The organism is Desulfuromonas soudanensis (assembly GCF_001278055.1).
In the GTDB taxonomy this organism is placed as follows: domain Bacteria; phylum Desulfobacterota; class Desulfuromonadia; order Desulfuromonadales; family WTL; genus Deferrimonas; species Deferrimonas soudanensis.
Window position 1 is genome coordinate 1,349,034 of record NZ_CP010802.1, and the last position, 14,912, is coordinate 1,363,945.

General features: G+C 65.5%; 15 protein-coding genes. All 15 read left to right on the forward strand.

The genetic code is table 11. From position 1 onward, the window contains the following. Nucleotides 1–20 precede the first annotated feature (20 nt). Nucleotides 21–1,241, forward strand: coding sequence for a beta-ketoacyl-[acyl-carrier-protein] synthase family protein (locus tag DSOUD_RS05980; protein ID WP_053550150.1), 1,221 nt, complete (start codon nucleotides 21–23; stop codon nucleotides 1,239–1,241). Then, complete coding sequence (locus DSOUD_RS05985) at nucleotides 1,238–2,728, forward strand: phytoene desaturase family protein (protein ID WP_053550151.1); 1,491 nt, start codon at nucleotides 1,238–1,240, stop codon at nucleotides 2,726–2,728. Before DSOUD_RS05980 ends, DSOUD_RS05985 begins: the two co-directional genes overlap by 4 nt. After that, a complete protein-coding gene (locus DSOUD_RS05990; protein ID WP_053550152.1) occupies nucleotides 2,719–3,954 on the forward strand; it encodes a beta-ketoacyl-[acyl-carrier-protein] synthase family protein in 1,236 nt (411 codons plus the stop codon). Before DSOUD_RS05985 ends, DSOUD_RS05990 begins: the two co-directional genes overlap by 10 nt. After that, nucleotides 3,947–4,210: an acyl carrier protein gene (locus DSOUD_RS05995; RefSeq protein WP_053550153.1), complete on the forward strand. Its 264-nt coding sequence runs from the start codon at nucleotides 3,947–3,949 to the stop codon at nucleotides 4,208–4,210. The genes DSOUD_RS05990 and DSOUD_RS05995 overlap by 8 nt, the downstream gene beginning before the upstream one ends. A gap of 9 nt (nucleotides 4,211–4,219) precedes the next feature. Further along, nucleotides 4,220–5,020, forward strand: coding sequence for a lysophospholipid acyltransferase family protein (locus tag DSOUD_RS06000; protein WP_232426508.1), 801 nt, complete (start codon nucleotides 4,220–4,222; stop codon nucleotides 5,018–5,020). Nucleotides 5,021–5,032: 12 nt separating this feature from the next. Further along, entirely contained in the window at nucleotides 5,033–6,394 is a 1,362-nt protein-coding gene (locus tag DSOUD_RS06005) for a phenylacetate--CoA ligase family protein (RefSeq protein ID WP_053550154.1), read from the forward strand. Between the two features lie 5 nt (nucleotides 6,395–6,399). Continuing rightward, entirely contained in the window at nucleotides 6,400–7,986 is a 1,587-nt protein-coding gene (locus tag DSOUD_RS06010) for an HAL/PAL/TAL family ammonia-lyase (RefSeq protein WP_053550155.1), read from the forward strand. A 73-nt stretch (nucleotides 7,987–8,059) separates the two neighbouring features. Continuing rightward, on the forward strand, nucleotides 8,060–8,518 hold the full coding sequence (locus DSOUD_RS06015) for a hotdog family protein (protein ID WP_053550156.1): 459 nt from the start codon (nucleotides 8,060–8,062) through the stop codon (nucleotides 8,516–8,518). Next, nucleotides 8,515–9,138 (forward strand): LolA family protein, encoded by a 624-nt coding sequence (locus DSOUD_RS06020; RefSeq protein WP_053550157.1) that lies wholly within the window; start codon nucleotides 8,515–8,517, stop codon nucleotides 9,136–9,138. The genes DSOUD_RS06015 and DSOUD_RS06020 overlap by 4 nt, the downstream gene beginning before the upstream one ends. 3 nt (nucleotides 9,139–9,141) lie before the next feature. Then, on the forward strand, nucleotides 9,142–11,511 hold the full coding sequence (locus tag DSOUD_RS06025) for an MMPL family transporter (RefSeq protein WP_157671776.1): 2,370 nt from the start codon (nucleotides 9,142–9,144) through the stop codon (nucleotides 11,509–11,511). After that, nucleotides 11,508–12,194: a DUF3261 domain-containing protein gene (locus DSOUD_RS06030; protein ID WP_053550159.1), complete on the forward strand. Its 687-nt coding sequence runs from the start codon at nucleotides 11,508–11,510 to the stop codon at nucleotides 12,192–12,194. Before DSOUD_RS06025 ends, DSOUD_RS06030 begins: the two co-directional genes overlap by 4 nt. Continuing rightward, entirely contained in the window at nucleotides 12,184–12,567 is a 384-nt protein-coding gene (locus DSOUD_RS06035; protein WP_053550160.1) for an ApeI family dehydratase, read from the forward strand. The genes DSOUD_RS06030 and DSOUD_RS06035 overlap by 11 nt, the downstream gene beginning before the upstream one ends. Further along, a complete protein-coding gene (locus DSOUD_RS06040; RefSeq protein WP_053550161.1) occupies nucleotides 12,564–13,025 on the forward strand; it encodes an acyl-CoA thioesterase in 462 nt (153 codons plus the stop codon). The genes DSOUD_RS06035 and DSOUD_RS06040 overlap by 4 nt, the downstream gene beginning before the upstream one ends. Then, nucleotides 13,022–14,155: a beta-ketoacyl-[acyl-carrier-protein] synthase family protein gene (locus tag DSOUD_RS06045; RefSeq protein WP_053550162.1), complete on the forward strand. Its 1,134-nt coding sequence runs from the start codon at nucleotides 13,022–13,024 to the stop codon at nucleotides 14,153–14,155. The genes DSOUD_RS06040 and DSOUD_RS06045 overlap by 4 nt, the downstream gene beginning before the upstream one ends. Next, a complete protein-coding gene (locus DSOUD_RS06050; RefSeq protein WP_053550163.1) occupies nucleotides 14,152–14,895 on the forward strand; it encodes a beta-ketoacyl synthase N-terminal-like domain-containing protein in 744 nt (247 codons plus the stop codon). Before DSOUD_RS06045 ends, DSOUD_RS06050 begins: the two co-directional genes overlap by 4 nt. The last annotated feature ends 17 nt before the right edge of the window (nucleotides 14,896–14,912 follow it).

A 14,912-nucleotide genomic window follows, 5' to 3' on the forward strand; every position in this document is an offset into this window, starting at 1 on the left:
TCAAGATCGGAAAGGAATGCATGCACAGGGTCGCAATTACGGGAATCGGGATCGTCTCCTGCCTCGGCCAGGATGCCGTCGCCGTCGGCGAGGCTCTGCGCCAGGGGCGCTCAGGCATCGTCGTGGACGAGGAGCGGGTTCGTCTCGGTTTTCGCAGCCCCTTGACCGGCGCCATCCGGGGATTTGACCCGGCGGCCGTCCTCTCCAAAAAACAGCGCAAGACGATGCCCGACTTCGCCATCCAGGCCTATGCCGCCGCCCGGGATGCCCTGGCGATGTCCCGTCTCGAGGATGAGGAGATCCAGAACGAGAATACGGGGATGATCTTCGGCTGCGATTCCAGCTGCATCGCCGCCATCGAGCAGGTCGATATAATGCGGGAGAAGGGGGAGTCGAAGCAGATCGGCAGCGGCCTGGTCTTTCGCTCCATGACCTCCTGCATCACCATGAACCTCAACACCCTCTTCCACACCCGGGGCGCCTGCTGGACCATCAGCAGCGCCTGCTCCAGCGGCGGGCATGCCGTCGGTCAGGCCGCCGACCTCATCGCCATGGGGCGCCAGGAGCGCGTCATCTGCGGAGGGGCGCAGGAAATCAACTGGGAATCGATGTGCAGCTTCGACGCCCTCAATGCCTTCTCCATCCGCACCGACGCCCCCCAGGCCGCCAGTCGTCCCTTCGATGCCGACCGCGACGGCCTGGTGCCGAGCGGCGGTGCGGCCGCCCTGGTTCTCGAGCGCTACGACCTGGCCAAAGCCCGGGGCGCCGCCATTCTCGGCGAGGTCTGCGGCTACGGCTTCTCCTCCGACGGCAACAACCTTTCCGTGCCGAGCGTCGACGGCCTGCAGCGGGCCATGAGCAAGGCGATCGAAGGGGCGGGGAGAAAGCCGGCCGATATCGATTACCTCTGTGCCCATGCCACCTCGACTCCGGCCGGAGATGCGGCCGAGGCGGACAATATCGTTGCCGTCTTCGGCAGTCGCACCCCCTGGATCTCTTCCCTGAAATCGATGACCGGCCATGAACTCTGGATGTCCGGTGCCTCTCAGGTCGTTTATTCGACGATCATGGCGCAGCAGGGATTCATCGCCCCCAACGTCAACTTCACCACCCCGGATGAGAGTTCGGCACGGCTGCGGATCGTGACCGAGGCGATTCCCCGGGCGCCGGAGCATGTCCTGTGCAATTCGGCAGGCTTCGGAGGGACCAACTCCTGTCTGGTTCTGAGATTTTCCGAATGAATTTCGACTACCTGGTTCTCGGCGCCGGCGTCTCCGGGATGACCACGGCGGTGCTTTTGTCCCAGGCCGGGTTCAAGGTGGCGCTGGTGGAAAAGGCGCCGAAGCTCGCTCCTTTGTTGCGCGGCTTTTCCCGCCAGGGGGTCTATTTCGATACGGGTTTCCACTATACCGGCGGTCTGGGGGACGGAGAGATTCTCGATCTCTCCTTCCGGCATCTGGGGCTCGCCGGAAATCTTTGCAAATATCCCTTCGACCCGTCCGCCTTCGACTGTTTCATCGGCCCGGAAGGGGGGAGCGGGTTTTGTTTCCCTGTCGGGGACCAGCGGCTGGGGGAGGCGCTCTGCGCCGCCTTCCCCGGCGAGGCCCCGGCGATCGCCGAATATCTGCGCCGGGTCCGCAAGGTCTGCGACGCCTTTCCCTATCTCAACCTCGATGCCGACTGGGAGAGTTTTTCGTCCTTCGGCCAGGTTCAGTCCGAAACGCTGCGCGAAGTGCTCGATGAGCTGACCCCCTCCGCCCCCCTGAAGAGGCTCCTGTCGCTCCATTTTCTTCTCTACGGCGTAAGCCCGGACGAGGTCTCCTTTGCCCAGCATGCCTCCGTGGTCGGCACCTATTATCGGTCGGTGCACGGACTGCAGGGGGGGGGATTGAGTCTGGCCAACGCCTTTGAAAAGCGCCTCGGCGCCCTGGGTGTGAAACTCTTTCTCGGGCGGGGAGCGGAGAAGATCCTCCTTTCCCCGTCCGGCACCCTTGCCGGAATCCGCCTTGAAGGGGGAGACGTCCTCTCCTGCAGCGGCTGCGTCTCCACCGTTCATCCGCACCTGTTTCTGGAAATGGCCGCCGATACGTCCCTGCGCCCCGCCTACCGTAAGCGGCTGGCGAATCTGGAAGAGACCGCCTCGGCCTTCATCCTTTACGCCGTCACCGAAAAGCCGGTCGCGCGCCTGAACAAGAGCAATCTCTTTTTCGGCGGCAAGGGCGTCTGGCCGCCGGTGCTCACGGAAGGGGATCTCGACGACCGCTCCCTCTATGTCGCCGCCGCTTCCCCGGCGCCCGGCGATTCGGGGCGCGGCGGCCTGATCGCCATCTGTCCCGCCAGCTTCCGGGAGGTGGAGGAGTGGGCGGATTCGAAGAGCGGCGCCCGACCGGAGAGCTACCGGCGATACAAGGAAGAGGTCATGGACCGGCTCTGGAGACGCCTCGAAAAAGAGCTTCCCGAGCTGCGCGGGGAATGCCTGGCCCGGGAGGGTGCCACCCCCCTGACGATGCGCCATTTCACCCAGGCCCCCCGCGGCGGTCTCTATGGCGTCAAGCACAAAGCCGGACAGTTCAACCCCCAGCCGCCGACGCGCATTCCGGGAGTCTGGCTCGCCGGGCAGGGGGTTGTGGCGCCGGGCATTCTCGGAGCCGTCCTCTCCGGGTATCTGGCCTGCGGGAACATTCTCGGCCACGAGCGGTTGCGAAAGGAATTGAAGCAATGTCGTTAAAACGTGTGGTGATTACGGGGACGGGGTCCGTCTCCCCCTTCGGCCGGGGGAGCGATACCCTGATGGACGCCCTCCTGGCGGGACGAAGCGCGGTCAGAAACATCCCCGACCTCGAGCGGATCGGCGGTCTTCGCAGCCGGGTGGCGGCCCTGGTGCCGTCCATCGACCCGAAGGAAATCCCCCGCAAGTTTCGTCGCTCCATGTCCCCCATGTCCGTTTACGCCACCCTGGCCTGCTATGATGCCCTGGCCCAGGCGGGCCTCTCCCATGAGGAGTGCGGCAGCGGCCTGCTGGGGGTCTCCGTCGGCTCCACCGTCGGGAGTACGGCGACGACGGAGGAGTTTTTCCGCGACTTTTTCATCGACCACAGCCTGGAGCGGATGAAGACGACCTTCTTCTTCCAGATCATGAATCACTCCTGCGCCGCCAACGTCGCCCAGGCCCTCGGCGTCACAGGGCGCATTCTCGCCCCATCGGCCGCCTGCTCCACCGGCAGTCACGCCGTCGGCTACGCCTACGAGATGATCGCCATGGGGCGTCAGGAGCAGATGCTCTGCGGCGGAACGGACGAATTTCATCCCCTGACGGCGGCGACTTTCGACGTCATGAACGCGGCCTCGGTGCACTTCAACGACTCCCCGACCCGCACCCCCCGTCCCTTCGACCGGGAGCGTGACGGCGTGGTCTGCGCCGAAGGGGCCGGCATCCTCCTCCTCGAGTCCCTCGATGCGGCCCTGGCGCGCCGAGCGCCGATCCTGGCCGAGGTCATCGGTTTTGCCACCCTCTCCGATCCGAGCAGCATCGCCAACCCCGACGCCGGGGCGATGGAGCGCTGCATGCAGCTGGCCCTCGCCGACGCCGGAATCGGCGCCGACGAGGTCGATTACGTCAATGCCCATGCCACCGCCACCGAGCAGGGGGATGTGGCGGAGAGCGAGGCGATCTTCAGGATCTTCGGCGACCGCGTCCCGGTGAGCAGCCTCAAGGGGCATCTGGGGCATACCATGGCCGCCAGCGGGTCCATCGAGCTTCTGGCCTGCGTCGGGATGATGGGCCGCAACGTCCTCGTCCCGACCCTGAACCTGGAAAATGTCGATCCGGCCTGCACCCCCCTCAACTACCTGCGCCAGGCGGAGAGCGGGAGCGTCAAGGTGATCATCAAAAACAATTTCGCCCTCGGCGGCGTCAATTCATCGATCGTATTAAGGAGTTACCCCCATGACTGATCAGGAAATCATCGAACGGATCAATTCATCCCTGGCCGAAGAGTTCGAACTCGATCTGGGCGAGATGACCCCGGAAACCACCCTTTACGGAGATCTCGGCCTCGACAGTCTCGACACGGTGGACATGGTCATCGTCCTCGAGGGGGCCTTCGGTTTCAAGATCCGCGAGGAGGAGACCATCCGCGAAATTCGCACCCTCGACGACATTCACCGCTTCGTCATCAACAAGAAGCGCCAGATGGACGAGAGGGCGTAAGCACCCCCGGTGACAGCCTTCGATGCCGACAGCAAGGTCGTAAAGCCGAAACCGCTCGCCCGGTTGACCGCTATCGCCATGAATCTGACCGTCTATCCTCTGGTGGCGCTCTGGACCCTTTTTGGCATCTTCTTTTTTCTCCCGGGCCTTGGGGTCTGGAAGGTGTTTACGGGGTGGAGCACCGGAAAAATCATGCGCCATTTCATCTGGCTCTACGGCCGGGGGTGGATTGCCATCATCTCCCCCTTCGTGCGCTTTTCCCGCCAGGGGTTGTCCCGGGAGAGGCCCGGCCCATGCATTCTGGTCATCAACCATCTCTCCTTCTTCGATACCTACTGCATGGCCCTGCTCCCCGTTTTCGACATCGCCTTTGCGGTTCGGGCCTGGCCCTTCCGGATGATCTGGTACGCCTACTTCATGCGCCTGGCCGAATACCTCAATGTGGAGAGCGGGGAGTGGCAGGAGATCACCAGCCGCGCCGAGGGGATTTTTGCCAGAGGGGGCTCGGTCCTCTTCTTCCCCGAAGGGCACCGCAGCCGGGACGGGGAGTTGCAGCACTTCTACAGCGGCGCCTTTCGCCTCGCCGTGGAAACGGGGCGGCCGGTGGTCCCCCTGTGCATCACCGGCACCGAGACCCTCCTCCCACCCGGCCGGTTCTGGCTGCGTCCGGCGGCGGTGACCCTGCGCGTCCTCGATCCCGTCGATCCCGCGGATTTTCCCGGCCCCGACGGCCATGCGCGGTTGCGCAAGGAGGTCAAGGCCTTGATTGCCGCCAATCTGAAGGAGATGCGACGGGGGGAAGGGGCATGAGGAGGGGTTGCCATGTTTGACGTTCGGCGGGCCTTGTCTCAGGAAAGGACTGCGGGCGATCTTCTCCGTAAGCATCAGGACGAGTTGCTGCGCCGGCACCTCGCTTACATCGCCGGGCATTCCCCCTTTTACCGGCGCCTCCTGGCCGGCGCCGGCATCGATCCGTCGGCCATCGCCGGAGTGTCGGACCTGGGGGAGCTCCCCTTTACGACCAAGGCCGATCTCGAGGAGTACAACGAGGAGCTGCTCTGCACCTCCCGGAGAGAGATCGTCGATCTGTGCCTGACCTCGGGGACCACCGGCAAACCTGTGGCCATGCTGCAGACCCGCCAGGATCTGGACCGGGTCGCCTGCAACGAAGAGCTCTCCTTCCGCCGCGCCGGTCTCGAGGCCGATGACCGGGTGCTCATCGCCGCCGCCATCGATCGCTGTTTCATGGCCGGACTCGCCTACTTTCTCGGTTTGACCCGGATCGGGGCGATGGTGATCCGCGGCGGCTCGAGCAGCGTGCCCCACCTCGGCGAGCTGGTTCGCCGCTACAGGCCGACGGCCATCGTCGGGGTTCCCTCCCTCCTGGCCGCCCTCGGCCTTCGCCTCCGGGAGGAAGGGTGCGATCCGGCCCTCCTCGGGGTGGGGAAGCTGATCTGCATCGGCGAGCCGGTGCGTTCGGCGGACCTCTCCCTGTCGGTGCTCGGGCAAAGGCTGGTGGAACTCTGGGGTGCGCAGATCTACGGCACCTATGCCAGCACCGAAATGGCGACGGCCTTTACCGACTGCGCCGAAGGGCGCGGCGGTCATGTCCCTCCCGAGCTGGTCCTTGTTGAAACGGTCGATGAGCTGGGACGTCCCTCGGCGTCCGGGGAGCCGGGGGAGGTCGTCGCCACGCCGCTGCAGGTGACAGGGATGCCCCTTCTGCGCTATCGTACGGGAGACATCGCCACACTGCATACCGACCCCTGCCCCTGCGGCTCCCTCACCCCCCGGCTGGGGCCGGTTCTCGGGCGTAAGGCGCAGATGCTCAAAATCCGGGGAACCACCGTCTATCCGCCGGCTATTTTTGCCGTCCTTCAGGAATGGGCGGTCATTCAGGGGTATTTCATCGAGGTCTATGACGACTTCGAGCTCTCCGACCGCATCCGCGTGGTGGTGGGGAGCCGGGAGGCGGGTCTGAGCGCCGAGACGGTCGCCGAACGGATCGGCGCCCGCATCCGGGTGAAACCCGAGGTCGTCCTCACCACGCCCGAAGAGATCGTCCGCCGCACCCTCCAGGGGGAAAAACGCAAACCCGTCACTTTTTTCGATTACCGCCGATCCGGCCTTTCTGACGACCGAAAACAGGACGGTGCGAATTATTCAACAGAAAAGGATTCCTGATTATCATGGCTGAGCGTCCGACTGTCGTTCTCAACGGAAATGATTTGACCATCGAAGATATCGTCGCCATCGGGGTCGGCGACAAGGTGGTGGCCCTCGACCCGGCCGCCCTCGATCGCTGCCGGGCCAGCCGGCAGTTTCTCGAAGAGGAGGTGAGGGCCCGGCGCATCATCTACGGCGTCAACACCTCCTTCGGGCCGATGTGCAACAAGATCATCGAGGACGGGGAGATCGAAACCCTGCAGGTCAACCTGATCCGCAGCCACGCCGCCGGCCTCGGCGACCCCCTCAAGCCCTACATCGCCCTGGCGGTGCTGGTGGTGCGCCTCAATACCCTGGTGAAGGGATACAGCGGGGTGCGCCTCGAACTCCTCGAGTTCATGAAGGAGATGATCAATGGCGGGGTGGCTCCTTTCATCCCCGAGTGCGGCAGCGTCGGCGCCTCCGGCGACCTCATTCACCTGGCGCACATGTCGCTGGCGATCATCGGCGAAGGGAGGGTCTATTACCAGGGGGAGCTGCGGCCGGCATCGGAGGTTCTTTCCTCCCTCGGCATGACTCCCATGCGCCTCTCCTTCAAGGAGGGGATCGCCCTGATGAACGGCACCAGCGCCATGACGGCCCTGGCCGCCTTCGCCCTCTTTGGCGCCAAAAAGCTCCTGCGCGCCAGCTGCGTCACCGGCGCCTTTGCTCTGGAGATCTTCGGCGGCATCGACGACGCCTTCGACGAGGACCTCCATCGGGTCAAGCCCCATCCCGGGCAGGTCTCCATCGCCGAAACGATCCGCAGCCTCTACACCGGTTCGAAAAACATCACCCTGCGGGCGGACATGCACGAACGCATCCGCCTGGAGCACAAGGACGGTCCGGTCTTCGAGACGAGCATCAACGTGCAGGACGTCTATTCGGTGCGCTGCACCCCCCAGGTCCTGGCGCCGGTGGCCGAGACGATCGAAGCGGCGACGCGCACCGTGGAAATCGAGGCCAACTCCTCCAACGACAACCCCATCATCATTCCGGAAAAGAAAAAGATCATTCACGGCGGCAACTTTCACGGGCAGAGCATCAGCTTCGCCATGGACGCCCTGTGCATCGCCATGTCCACCCTGTGCAACCTCTCGGAGCGGCGCACCAACAAGTTTCTCGACAAGCACCTCAACGAGGGATTGCCCGAGTTCCTCATCCCCGGAACCCTCGGCCTGACCATGGGTTTCATGGGGTCCCAGTATCTGGCCACCTCCACCACCGCCGAAAATCGCCAGCTCGCCGGGCCGATGAGCGTCCACACCATCTCCTGCAACGCCTCCAACCAGGACGTGGTGAGCATGGGGACGGTGGCCGCCCGCAAGGCCTTCCGCTCGGTGAGCAACGCCAAGCACGTCCTGACGCTGGAAGTATTGGCCGATCTCCAGGCCCTCTCCTTCCGCAACGCCCCTGGATTGGGGACGGGGATCGGGCGCATCTACGACATCCTGCTCCGGGAGTTTGCCGTCTACGACAACGGCCGCATCTTTCACGAGGATCTGGTGAAATTCCGCCGACTCCTCTTTTCCACCGCGATCCTCGACGATCTCGACGTTTACTGTCGCTAGGCGTCTTTCCTTCCGCCCCTATCGTCCGACAGGCTCCTGGACGATGGGCCGTCCTCCAACCCCTGGAGTCACCATGGCTGCTGAATTTGCCCTGCCGATGCCGGCCGAGGCGCTGATTCCCCATCGCCTCCCCATGCGCCTTATCGACCGTCTCCTGAGCTTTGCCGACGGAGAGGGGACCGTCGAGGCGGCGGTGGGAGGAGACCATCTCTTTCTCGATGATTCGGGTTTTCTCGAGGATGTCGCCCTGGTGGAGATTCTCGCCCAGGCCTACGCGGCGGTAAAGGGATTTGCCGATCTGCAGCAGGGGGGCGCGGTGGGCCAGGGGTTTCTCGTCGGCATCCGCCGTGCGCAGCTTTTCGGGAAGGCCAGGGTCGGCGATCGTCTGGAGGTCGCGATCCGGACCCTGGCAGCCATCGAAGGCTTTGCCATCGCCGAGGGGGAGGTCCGAAGGGGAGGGGAGGTCCTGGCCGCGGCCAACCTCAAGCTCTGGGTGCCGCCGGCCGGACCGATGGGAGAGGAAAAGAAATGAAACGACTGACGGTTGCAAGCCTCATCCTTCTTTTCGCCCTCGGGACGCCGGCCGGGGCAGAAAAGCCCCCTGATCCCCTCGACCCGGTGCTGGTGCGGATCGAGGGTCTGGCCTCCGGCGTCCGGACCCTGGAGAGCGATTTCGTTCAGGAAAAACACCTGGCTGTTTTTCAGGAGGTGCTCCTCTCCCGGGGGCGTTTTTACTACGCCCGGGAGGACCGGCTGCGCTGGGAGCTTCTGACTCCGGTGCAGAGCGGCTTCGTCCTCAACGGGGAAAGCGGCCGCCGCTGGCACAGCCGCACCGGCGAGTCCGAAACCTTCGATCTCAACAGCGACCCGGTGATGAAGATCGTCGCCGGACAGCTCCTCGCCTGGACCCGGGCCGATTTCCCGGCGCTGCGCCGGGAGTACCGCATCGTCCTCCTCGACGAGGCGCCCGTCAGGCTGCGTCTCGAGCCGACCACGGGTGCCGCCGGGTTTATCGACTACCTGCAGATCGTCTTTTCCACCGACGGCCGGCACGTCCAGGGGGTGGAGATTCACGAGAAGGACGGGGATTTCACCCGCATCCGCTTCGAGAATACGCGGGTCAACACGACCCTGGCCAAGGATCTCTTCTAGGTGATGATGGACGTCAAGGGGATTTTCGCATCAATTTACCGGTTTTTCTCCGGCCGCCGCCGCATCCTCTTTGCGGCGACGCTCCTGTTGCTTTTGGCCAGTGTCCTGGCCTTTCAGGGGGTGCACATGGAGGAGGACATCGCCGCGATGCTCCCCGACGACGGCTCTTCGACCGCCATCGACTTTCAACTCCTGCAGCGCGCCCCCCTGCTGCGCAAGATCGTCATCGACCTCGAAGCCCTTGACGAATCGGGGAGGGGGGTGCTGACGGAGTCGGCGGACCGTCTCGCCGCCGCCCTTTCTCCCCCCCTCTTCTCCCGGGTGGTGACCGGCCCCGGTCCCCTCGGCGGGCAGAATCTCCTGCCGTGGCTCAGCGAAGCGCTGCCGAGCCTCCTCACCGAAAAGGAACTGGAGACGCTCACCTCCGCTCTCGATGAAAGCGGCGTCGACGAGCGCCTTGCCGAGAGTTACCGGCAGCTCCTCTCGCCGGAGGGGTGGGCGCTCAAGGGGATGATCCGAAGCGATCCCTTCGCCTTCTACCGCCTCGGCCTGAACAAGCTGCGCCACGGGAATCTCATCCCCAGGGTGCGCCTGGACAACGGTCATTTTCTCAGCGCCGACGGCCTGCATTCCCTCCTCATCGTCGAGACGCCGGTGTCGATCACCGATTCGGAGGGCGCCGGGGCGCTCCTCGCCGAGTTCGAGACCGCCGCCAGGAGCCTGCCGCCGTCCATCAGCGCCACCCTCGTCAGCGGTCATCGCTACACCCTGGCCAACGCCGGGGCGATCAAGAAGGACCTCGTCGTCATCCTCAGCGCCTCCACCCTGGCGCTCATCGCCCTCTTTTTCATCTACCTCCGGCACTGGCGGGCAGTCTTCGTCTTTGCCGTCCCCTTTTCGGTTCTCTGTCTGGCGGCGGTGGCGGTCTCCCTCGTCTACCCCTCGGTTTCGGCGGTGACCATCGGCTTCGGAGCGGTCCTCCTCGGCATCTCCGTCGACTATGCCCTGCATGTCTATTTTTCCCTGCGTCACGGCGGCGGCGCGCCTGACCAGGTTGTCGGCGAGGTGGCGCGACCGGTGGTCTTCGGCGGTTTGACGACGGTGGCCGCCTTTGCCGTCCTCCTCTTCTCCGATCTCCCCGGCCAGCGGCAACTGGCGGTCTTTGCCATCGTCGGCCTGACGGTCTCCCTCCTCCTTTCCCTGGTCGTCCTGCCGCATCTGGTTCCCTCGGCCGTCGCCGGGGAGGAGAGGCTCGCCGAGCCCGCTTCGCCCGGGGGGAAAAGGGGGCGTCTGATTCTTTTTTGCTGGGGCGCACTCCTGCTGCTCTCCCTGTGGCAGGGGAGCGGACTTCGCTTCAACGGCGATCTGCGCACCCTGAGCTTGGTTCCGCCCGAGCTTGCCGCCGCCGAGGCGCAGCTCAAGGAGACCTGGGGGGATTTTCGCGGCAAGGCCCTCATCTTTGCCGAAGGGGAAGATCTGCAGTCAGCCCTGGCGGCCAACGACCGCCTCTTCGTCCGTCTCTCCTCGGCCTTGCCCCCCGGAGAGATCGTCAGTCTGGCTCCTCTCCTCCCTTCCGAGGCGACGCAGGACGAGAACCGGTCGCGGTGGATGGCCTTCTGGCAAGGGGAGGGGGGGAAGAATGTGATTGCCCGGCTGCAGGAGAAGGCCGCGGTCCTCGGCTTTGCCCCGGATGCCTTTGCCCCCTTTCTGCAGCGGCTCAGGGAGAGCCCGCCCCCGGTGACCCTCGAGGCTCTCGGTGCCGCCGGCCTCGGCGAGCTGGCCGGTGCCCTGGTGCTGCGGGACGAGCAGATGGTGCGCATCCTCAGCCTGGTCCCCGACACCGCCGAGGTGGCTTCCCTCCTCGGCGAGGCCGGCGAAAGCGACTGGCGGCTCGTCAGCCAGACCCGCTTTCGAGAAGAGGTCGGAAAGGCCATCGGCCGCGATTTTTTCCGCTTCATACTCCTGGCCTCCCTGGCGGTGACCCTGCTTCTCGTCTGGCTCTTTCGCCATCCGGGGAAGGTCCTTCTGGCCCTTGTCCCCGTCGGCACCGGACTGGCTGCGATGTTCGGCGCCATGGCGGCCCTGGGCCTCGATTTTACCCTCTTCAATGTCGTCGCCACGGTCCTCGTCATCGGCCTCTCCGTCGACTACGGCATCTTCATGGTCTGCAAGCTCACCCAGGGGATGGACCGCTCCGTGGACCGGGCGGTCCTCGTCTCGGGGCTGACGACCCTGGCCGGCTTCGGAGCCCTGGTGCTGGCCCGCCATCCGGCCCTGCATTCCATCGGCGTCACCGTCCTCCTCGGGATCGGTGCCGCCATCCCGGCGGCCCTGCTGGTGATCCCGGCGCTCTACCGCAGGGAGTGGCGATGAAGAGACTCCTCGGCACCCTCCTTCTGGCGGCCTTTCTGCTGGTTACCGGCTGCGCGCGCCTCCCCTTTGCGGTGACGGAACCGGTTCCGATCCCCGCGGACATCAGTGCTGCCGAGCTCGCCGCCCGGACCTGGACCGCCGTCCCCCAGACGCTGCGGATGCGTCAATCGGGCCTCTTCGAGTTCCGCGGGCGCAAGGTGCCGCTGGTCGGTTTCATGGTTCTCGACAATGCCGCCGCCACGGCGCGCCTGGTGGGGATGAACGATCTGGGGGTGAAATTTTTCGACCTGGAGGTGGGGGAAAAGGGGGTCAGGGAACACTTCCTCCTCCCCGAACTGGCCAAATATCCCGGATTTGCCGGGGCGGTGGCGGCTTCGGTGCGGCGCATTTTCCTGACGCCGCGCCCTGATCCAAAGGATGCCCTGGAAATCGATCCCCAAGAGGCCCGCCTGGTGCGCCGGGAGGCCGGGCGAAACCTCACCTTCGTCTTCGGCGGCCGCGGCCCCGAATGGCTGGAGACACGTGCGGCGGGGGAAAAGGAGGGGTGGCGGTTGCGTTTTTTCGAGTACCGATGCGACAATGGCCTGACCTACCCCGCCGGGATCGTTCTCGATGACGAGAAGGCCGGCTACCGGCTGACCCTTTGGCTCGAAAGCGTGAAAGGAAGCGAAGATGGGAATTAAAAGGGCCATTGATGCCGCTGCACTCGCAGCACCGCGGCGCCAGGAAGGGGGAGAGCTGCTCGGCCGCTACTCCTTTCCCGCGGATTTCCCCGGTTTTGCCGGTCACTTCCCCGGCGCTCCCATCGTCCCGGCGGTGGTGCAGATACGGACGGTCCAGGCTCTCTTCGAAATGGACGGAGGGCGCTCCACTACCCTCCTCGGGGTGGAAAACGCCAAATTTCTCCTTCAGCTGCAGCCGGAGGAGGAGATCGAAGTCTCCTGTCGGGAGCGCTCGGGGGGATTGGAGCCGGTGGTGGAGGGGAAGCTGAAGGTGCAGGGAGCCCTGGCCGCCTCTTTCGTTCTCCGCCTGGCCGCCGCGGGAGAGACGCCGTGAACAAACCCTATTTTTCCGGCCAGCCCGGCGACCCCGCGCCGCTTGCCACGCGGGTGCCCCGGGTGGTGCGCTTTGAGGAGGTCGATCCCCTCGGGATCGTCTGGCACGGCCGCTACCCGAGCTATCTCGAGGACGGCCGGGTCGCCCTCGGGGAGCGTTACGGCATCGGCTACATGGATTTTTACCGCCAGGGTGTCCTGGCGCCGATCAAGAAGATGCACCTCGACTATCACCGTCCCCTCCGTTTCGGCGAGCCCTTTTCCATCGAGGGGATTCTTCACTGGTCCGAGGCCGCCCGGCTCAACTTCGAATTCATCCTCCGCAACGAGGCGGGCGAGGTGACGACCACCGGGTACACGGTGCAGATGCTGATGGATCTGGAGCACAACCTCCTCCTCCTTCTCCCCCCCTTCTACCGGGAATTCTGCGCCTCCTGGCGCCGGGGAGACCTGCCATGATTCCGGTTCTGGTGACTTCCGCCGCCGCCGTCACCGGCCTGGGGGACAGCCTGGACGAGACCTGGCGGCGCCTTTTGAAGGGGGAGTCGGCCATCGCTTCTGTGACCCGCTTCGATACCAGCGCCTACCAGAGCCGGCTTGCCTCCTGCGTTCCGGGACTTTCCCGGGGCGGCCAGGAGACGCTCCTGGCGCCCCTTCTCGAGCGTCTCTTTGAAGGGTTCCCCGACCTGCCGCCGGAGAGCCGCCTCCTTCTGGCCACCACCAAGGGGGGGATCGACGTGCTGGAGCGGCAGCGCCGGGGAGAGGAGGTCTTGCTTGCGCCCCTCCTCCCGGAGACGACCCTGGCTGCCGTAGCCGGCCGGTTCGGCCTCAGGGACGGCGGGGTGAACATCAACGCCGCCTGCGCCTCGTCGACCATCGCCCTGGCCCGGGGCGCCGCCCTCATCGCCTCGGGCTTGGCCGAATCGGTTCTGGTCTGCTGTCTCGATCTGGTGAGCGAATTCGTCTTCTCCGGCTTTTCGGCGCTGCGGGCCCTCTCCCCGGAGACGAGCCGCCCCTTCGATCGGGAGCGGACCGGGCTGACCCTCGGCGAGGGGGCTGCGGCCCTGGTGCTGATGAGCCCCGGGGCGGCGCGGCGCTGCGGGCGTCTCCCCCTCGGGCGGGTTCTCGGCTGGGGGGTGGCCAACGACGCCACCCACATCACCGCCCCGGCCCGGGACGGCTGCGGTCTGGTTCTCGCCGTCCGGCAGGCCCTGGCCAAAGCGGAACTCTCCCCTGGAGCCGTCTCCGCCATCAGCGCCCACGGCACCGGCACCGTCTACAACGATCTCATGGAGCTGACGGCCTTTGCCACCGTCTTCGGCGACCGCAGGCAGCCGATCCACTCGGTCAAAGGCGCCATCGGCCACACCCTCGGCGCAGCCGGAGGGATCGAGGTCGCCCTCGGGCTCAAGGCCCTTTCCGCCGGCACCGTTCCGCCGACGGCCGGTTTCCGGACCCCCGAGGCGGGAGCGGAGGAGATCGTGAGTCGTCAAGCCGTCTCCTTTGCCGGAGACGTGCTGCTGACCACCAACTCGGGGTTCGGCGGGGTCAACGCCGCCCTTCTGCTCGGGAGAGGAGGCGAGGAATGAAGGCAAGGATTTCCGGGATCGGCTGGATTACCGCCGCCGGCTTCGGCCAGGGGAGGGGCGCCGACGATTTCGCCATGACGGCCGGGACCCTGCCGGAGATCGCCCGCAAGGATTTTTTCGCCGATCCCTTTCCGCGCTTCGGGCGCCTCGACGAATTCTCCCGCCTCGGTCTCTCGGCCATCGCCCTGGCCCTGGGGGATGCGGGACTCGACCAGTGGCAGGAAAAGCGCAATTTCGGTCTCATCGCCGCCTCCGCCTACGGCTGCCTGACGACGGACATCGCCTATTTCGATACCGTCCTTGGCGACGGCGGCGCCCTGGCCAGTCCCAACCTCTTTGCCTACACCCTGGCCAACTGCGTTCTCGGCGAAGCCGCCATTCGCTTCGGCCTGACCGGCCCGGGGTTCGTCGTCAACGAGACTGGGGCGAGCCGCCTGACCTCGCTGGTCATGGCCCTCGAGAGTCTTTTTTGGGGGGAGTGCGACGTCCTTGTCGCCGGCGTCTGCGATCTCCCCTTTCCCCTTGAGACGACCGGCATGGCGCCGGTGGCACCCGGAGCCCTCTTCCTCGTCCTGTCGAAGTTCTCCTTGCCGGGTGAGAAGGGGTCCTCCCCCCTCCTCGGCCTCGATGGCCGGGGAAACCTGGAGATCGACGGCGTCCCGGTCCGGGACTGGACCGAAGTGGCCCGGGCCTTCCTGGCGCCGGTTTCCGGTGGAAAAATGAGCGCTATCAACAGCTAACCCTTCGCTTTTTCGGG

Excerpts from the sequence above, each read along its gene's own strand:
- DSOUD_RS06005 (WP_053550154.1), top strand. The coding sequence starts at position 5,033 with ATGTTTGACGTTCGGCGGGCCTTGTCTCAGGAAAGGACTGCGGGCGAT.
- DSOUD_RS05985 (WP_053550151.1), top strand. The coding sequence starts at position 1,238 with ATGAATTTCGACTACCTGGTTCTCGGCGCCGGCGTCTCCGGGATGACC.
- DSOUD_RS06035 (WP_053550160.1), top strand. The coding sequence starts at position 12,184 with ATGGGAATTAAAAGGGCCATTGATGCCGCTGCACTCGCAGCACCGCGG.
- DSOUD_RS06025 (WP_157671776.1), top strand. The coding sequence starts at position 9,142 with ATGATGGACGTCAAGGGGATTTTCGCATCAATTTACCGGTTTTTCTCC.
- DSOUD_RS05990 (WP_053550152.1), top strand. The coding sequence starts at position 2,719 with ATGTCGTTAAAACGTGTGGTGATTACGGGGACGGGGTCCGTCTCCCCC.
- DSOUD_RS06010 (WP_053550155.1), top strand. The coding sequence starts at position 6,400 with ATGGCTGAGCGTCCGACTGTCGTTCTCAACGGAAATGATTTGACCATC.
- DSOUD_RS06050 (WP_053550163.1), top strand. The coding sequence starts at position 14,152 with ATGAAGGCAAGGATTTCCGGGATCGGCTGGATTACCGCCGCCGGCTTC.
- DSOUD_RS06045 (WP_053550162.1), top strand. The coding sequence starts at position 13,022 with ATGATTCCGGTTCTGGTGACTTCCGCCGCCGCCGTCACCGGCCTGGGG.
- DSOUD_RS05995 (WP_053550153.1), top strand. The coding sequence starts at position 3,947 with ATGACTGATCAGGAAATCATCGAACGGATCAATTCATCCCTGGCCGAA.
- DSOUD_RS05980 (WP_053550150.1), top strand. The coding sequence starts at position 21 with ATGCACAGGGTCGCAATTACGGGAATCGGGATCGTCTCCTGCCTCGGC.
- DSOUD_RS06020 (WP_053550157.1), top strand. The coding sequence starts at position 8,515 with ATGAAACGACTGACGGTTGCAAGCCTCATCCTTCTTTTCGCCCTCGGG.
- DSOUD_RS06015 (WP_053550156.1), top strand. The coding sequence starts at position 8,060 with ATGGCTGCTGAATTTGCCCTGCCGATGCCGGCCGAGGCGCTGATTCCC.
- DSOUD_RS06030 (WP_053550159.1), top strand. The coding sequence starts at position 11,508 with ATGAAGAGACTCCTCGGCACCCTCCTTCTGGCGGCCTTTCTGCTGGTT.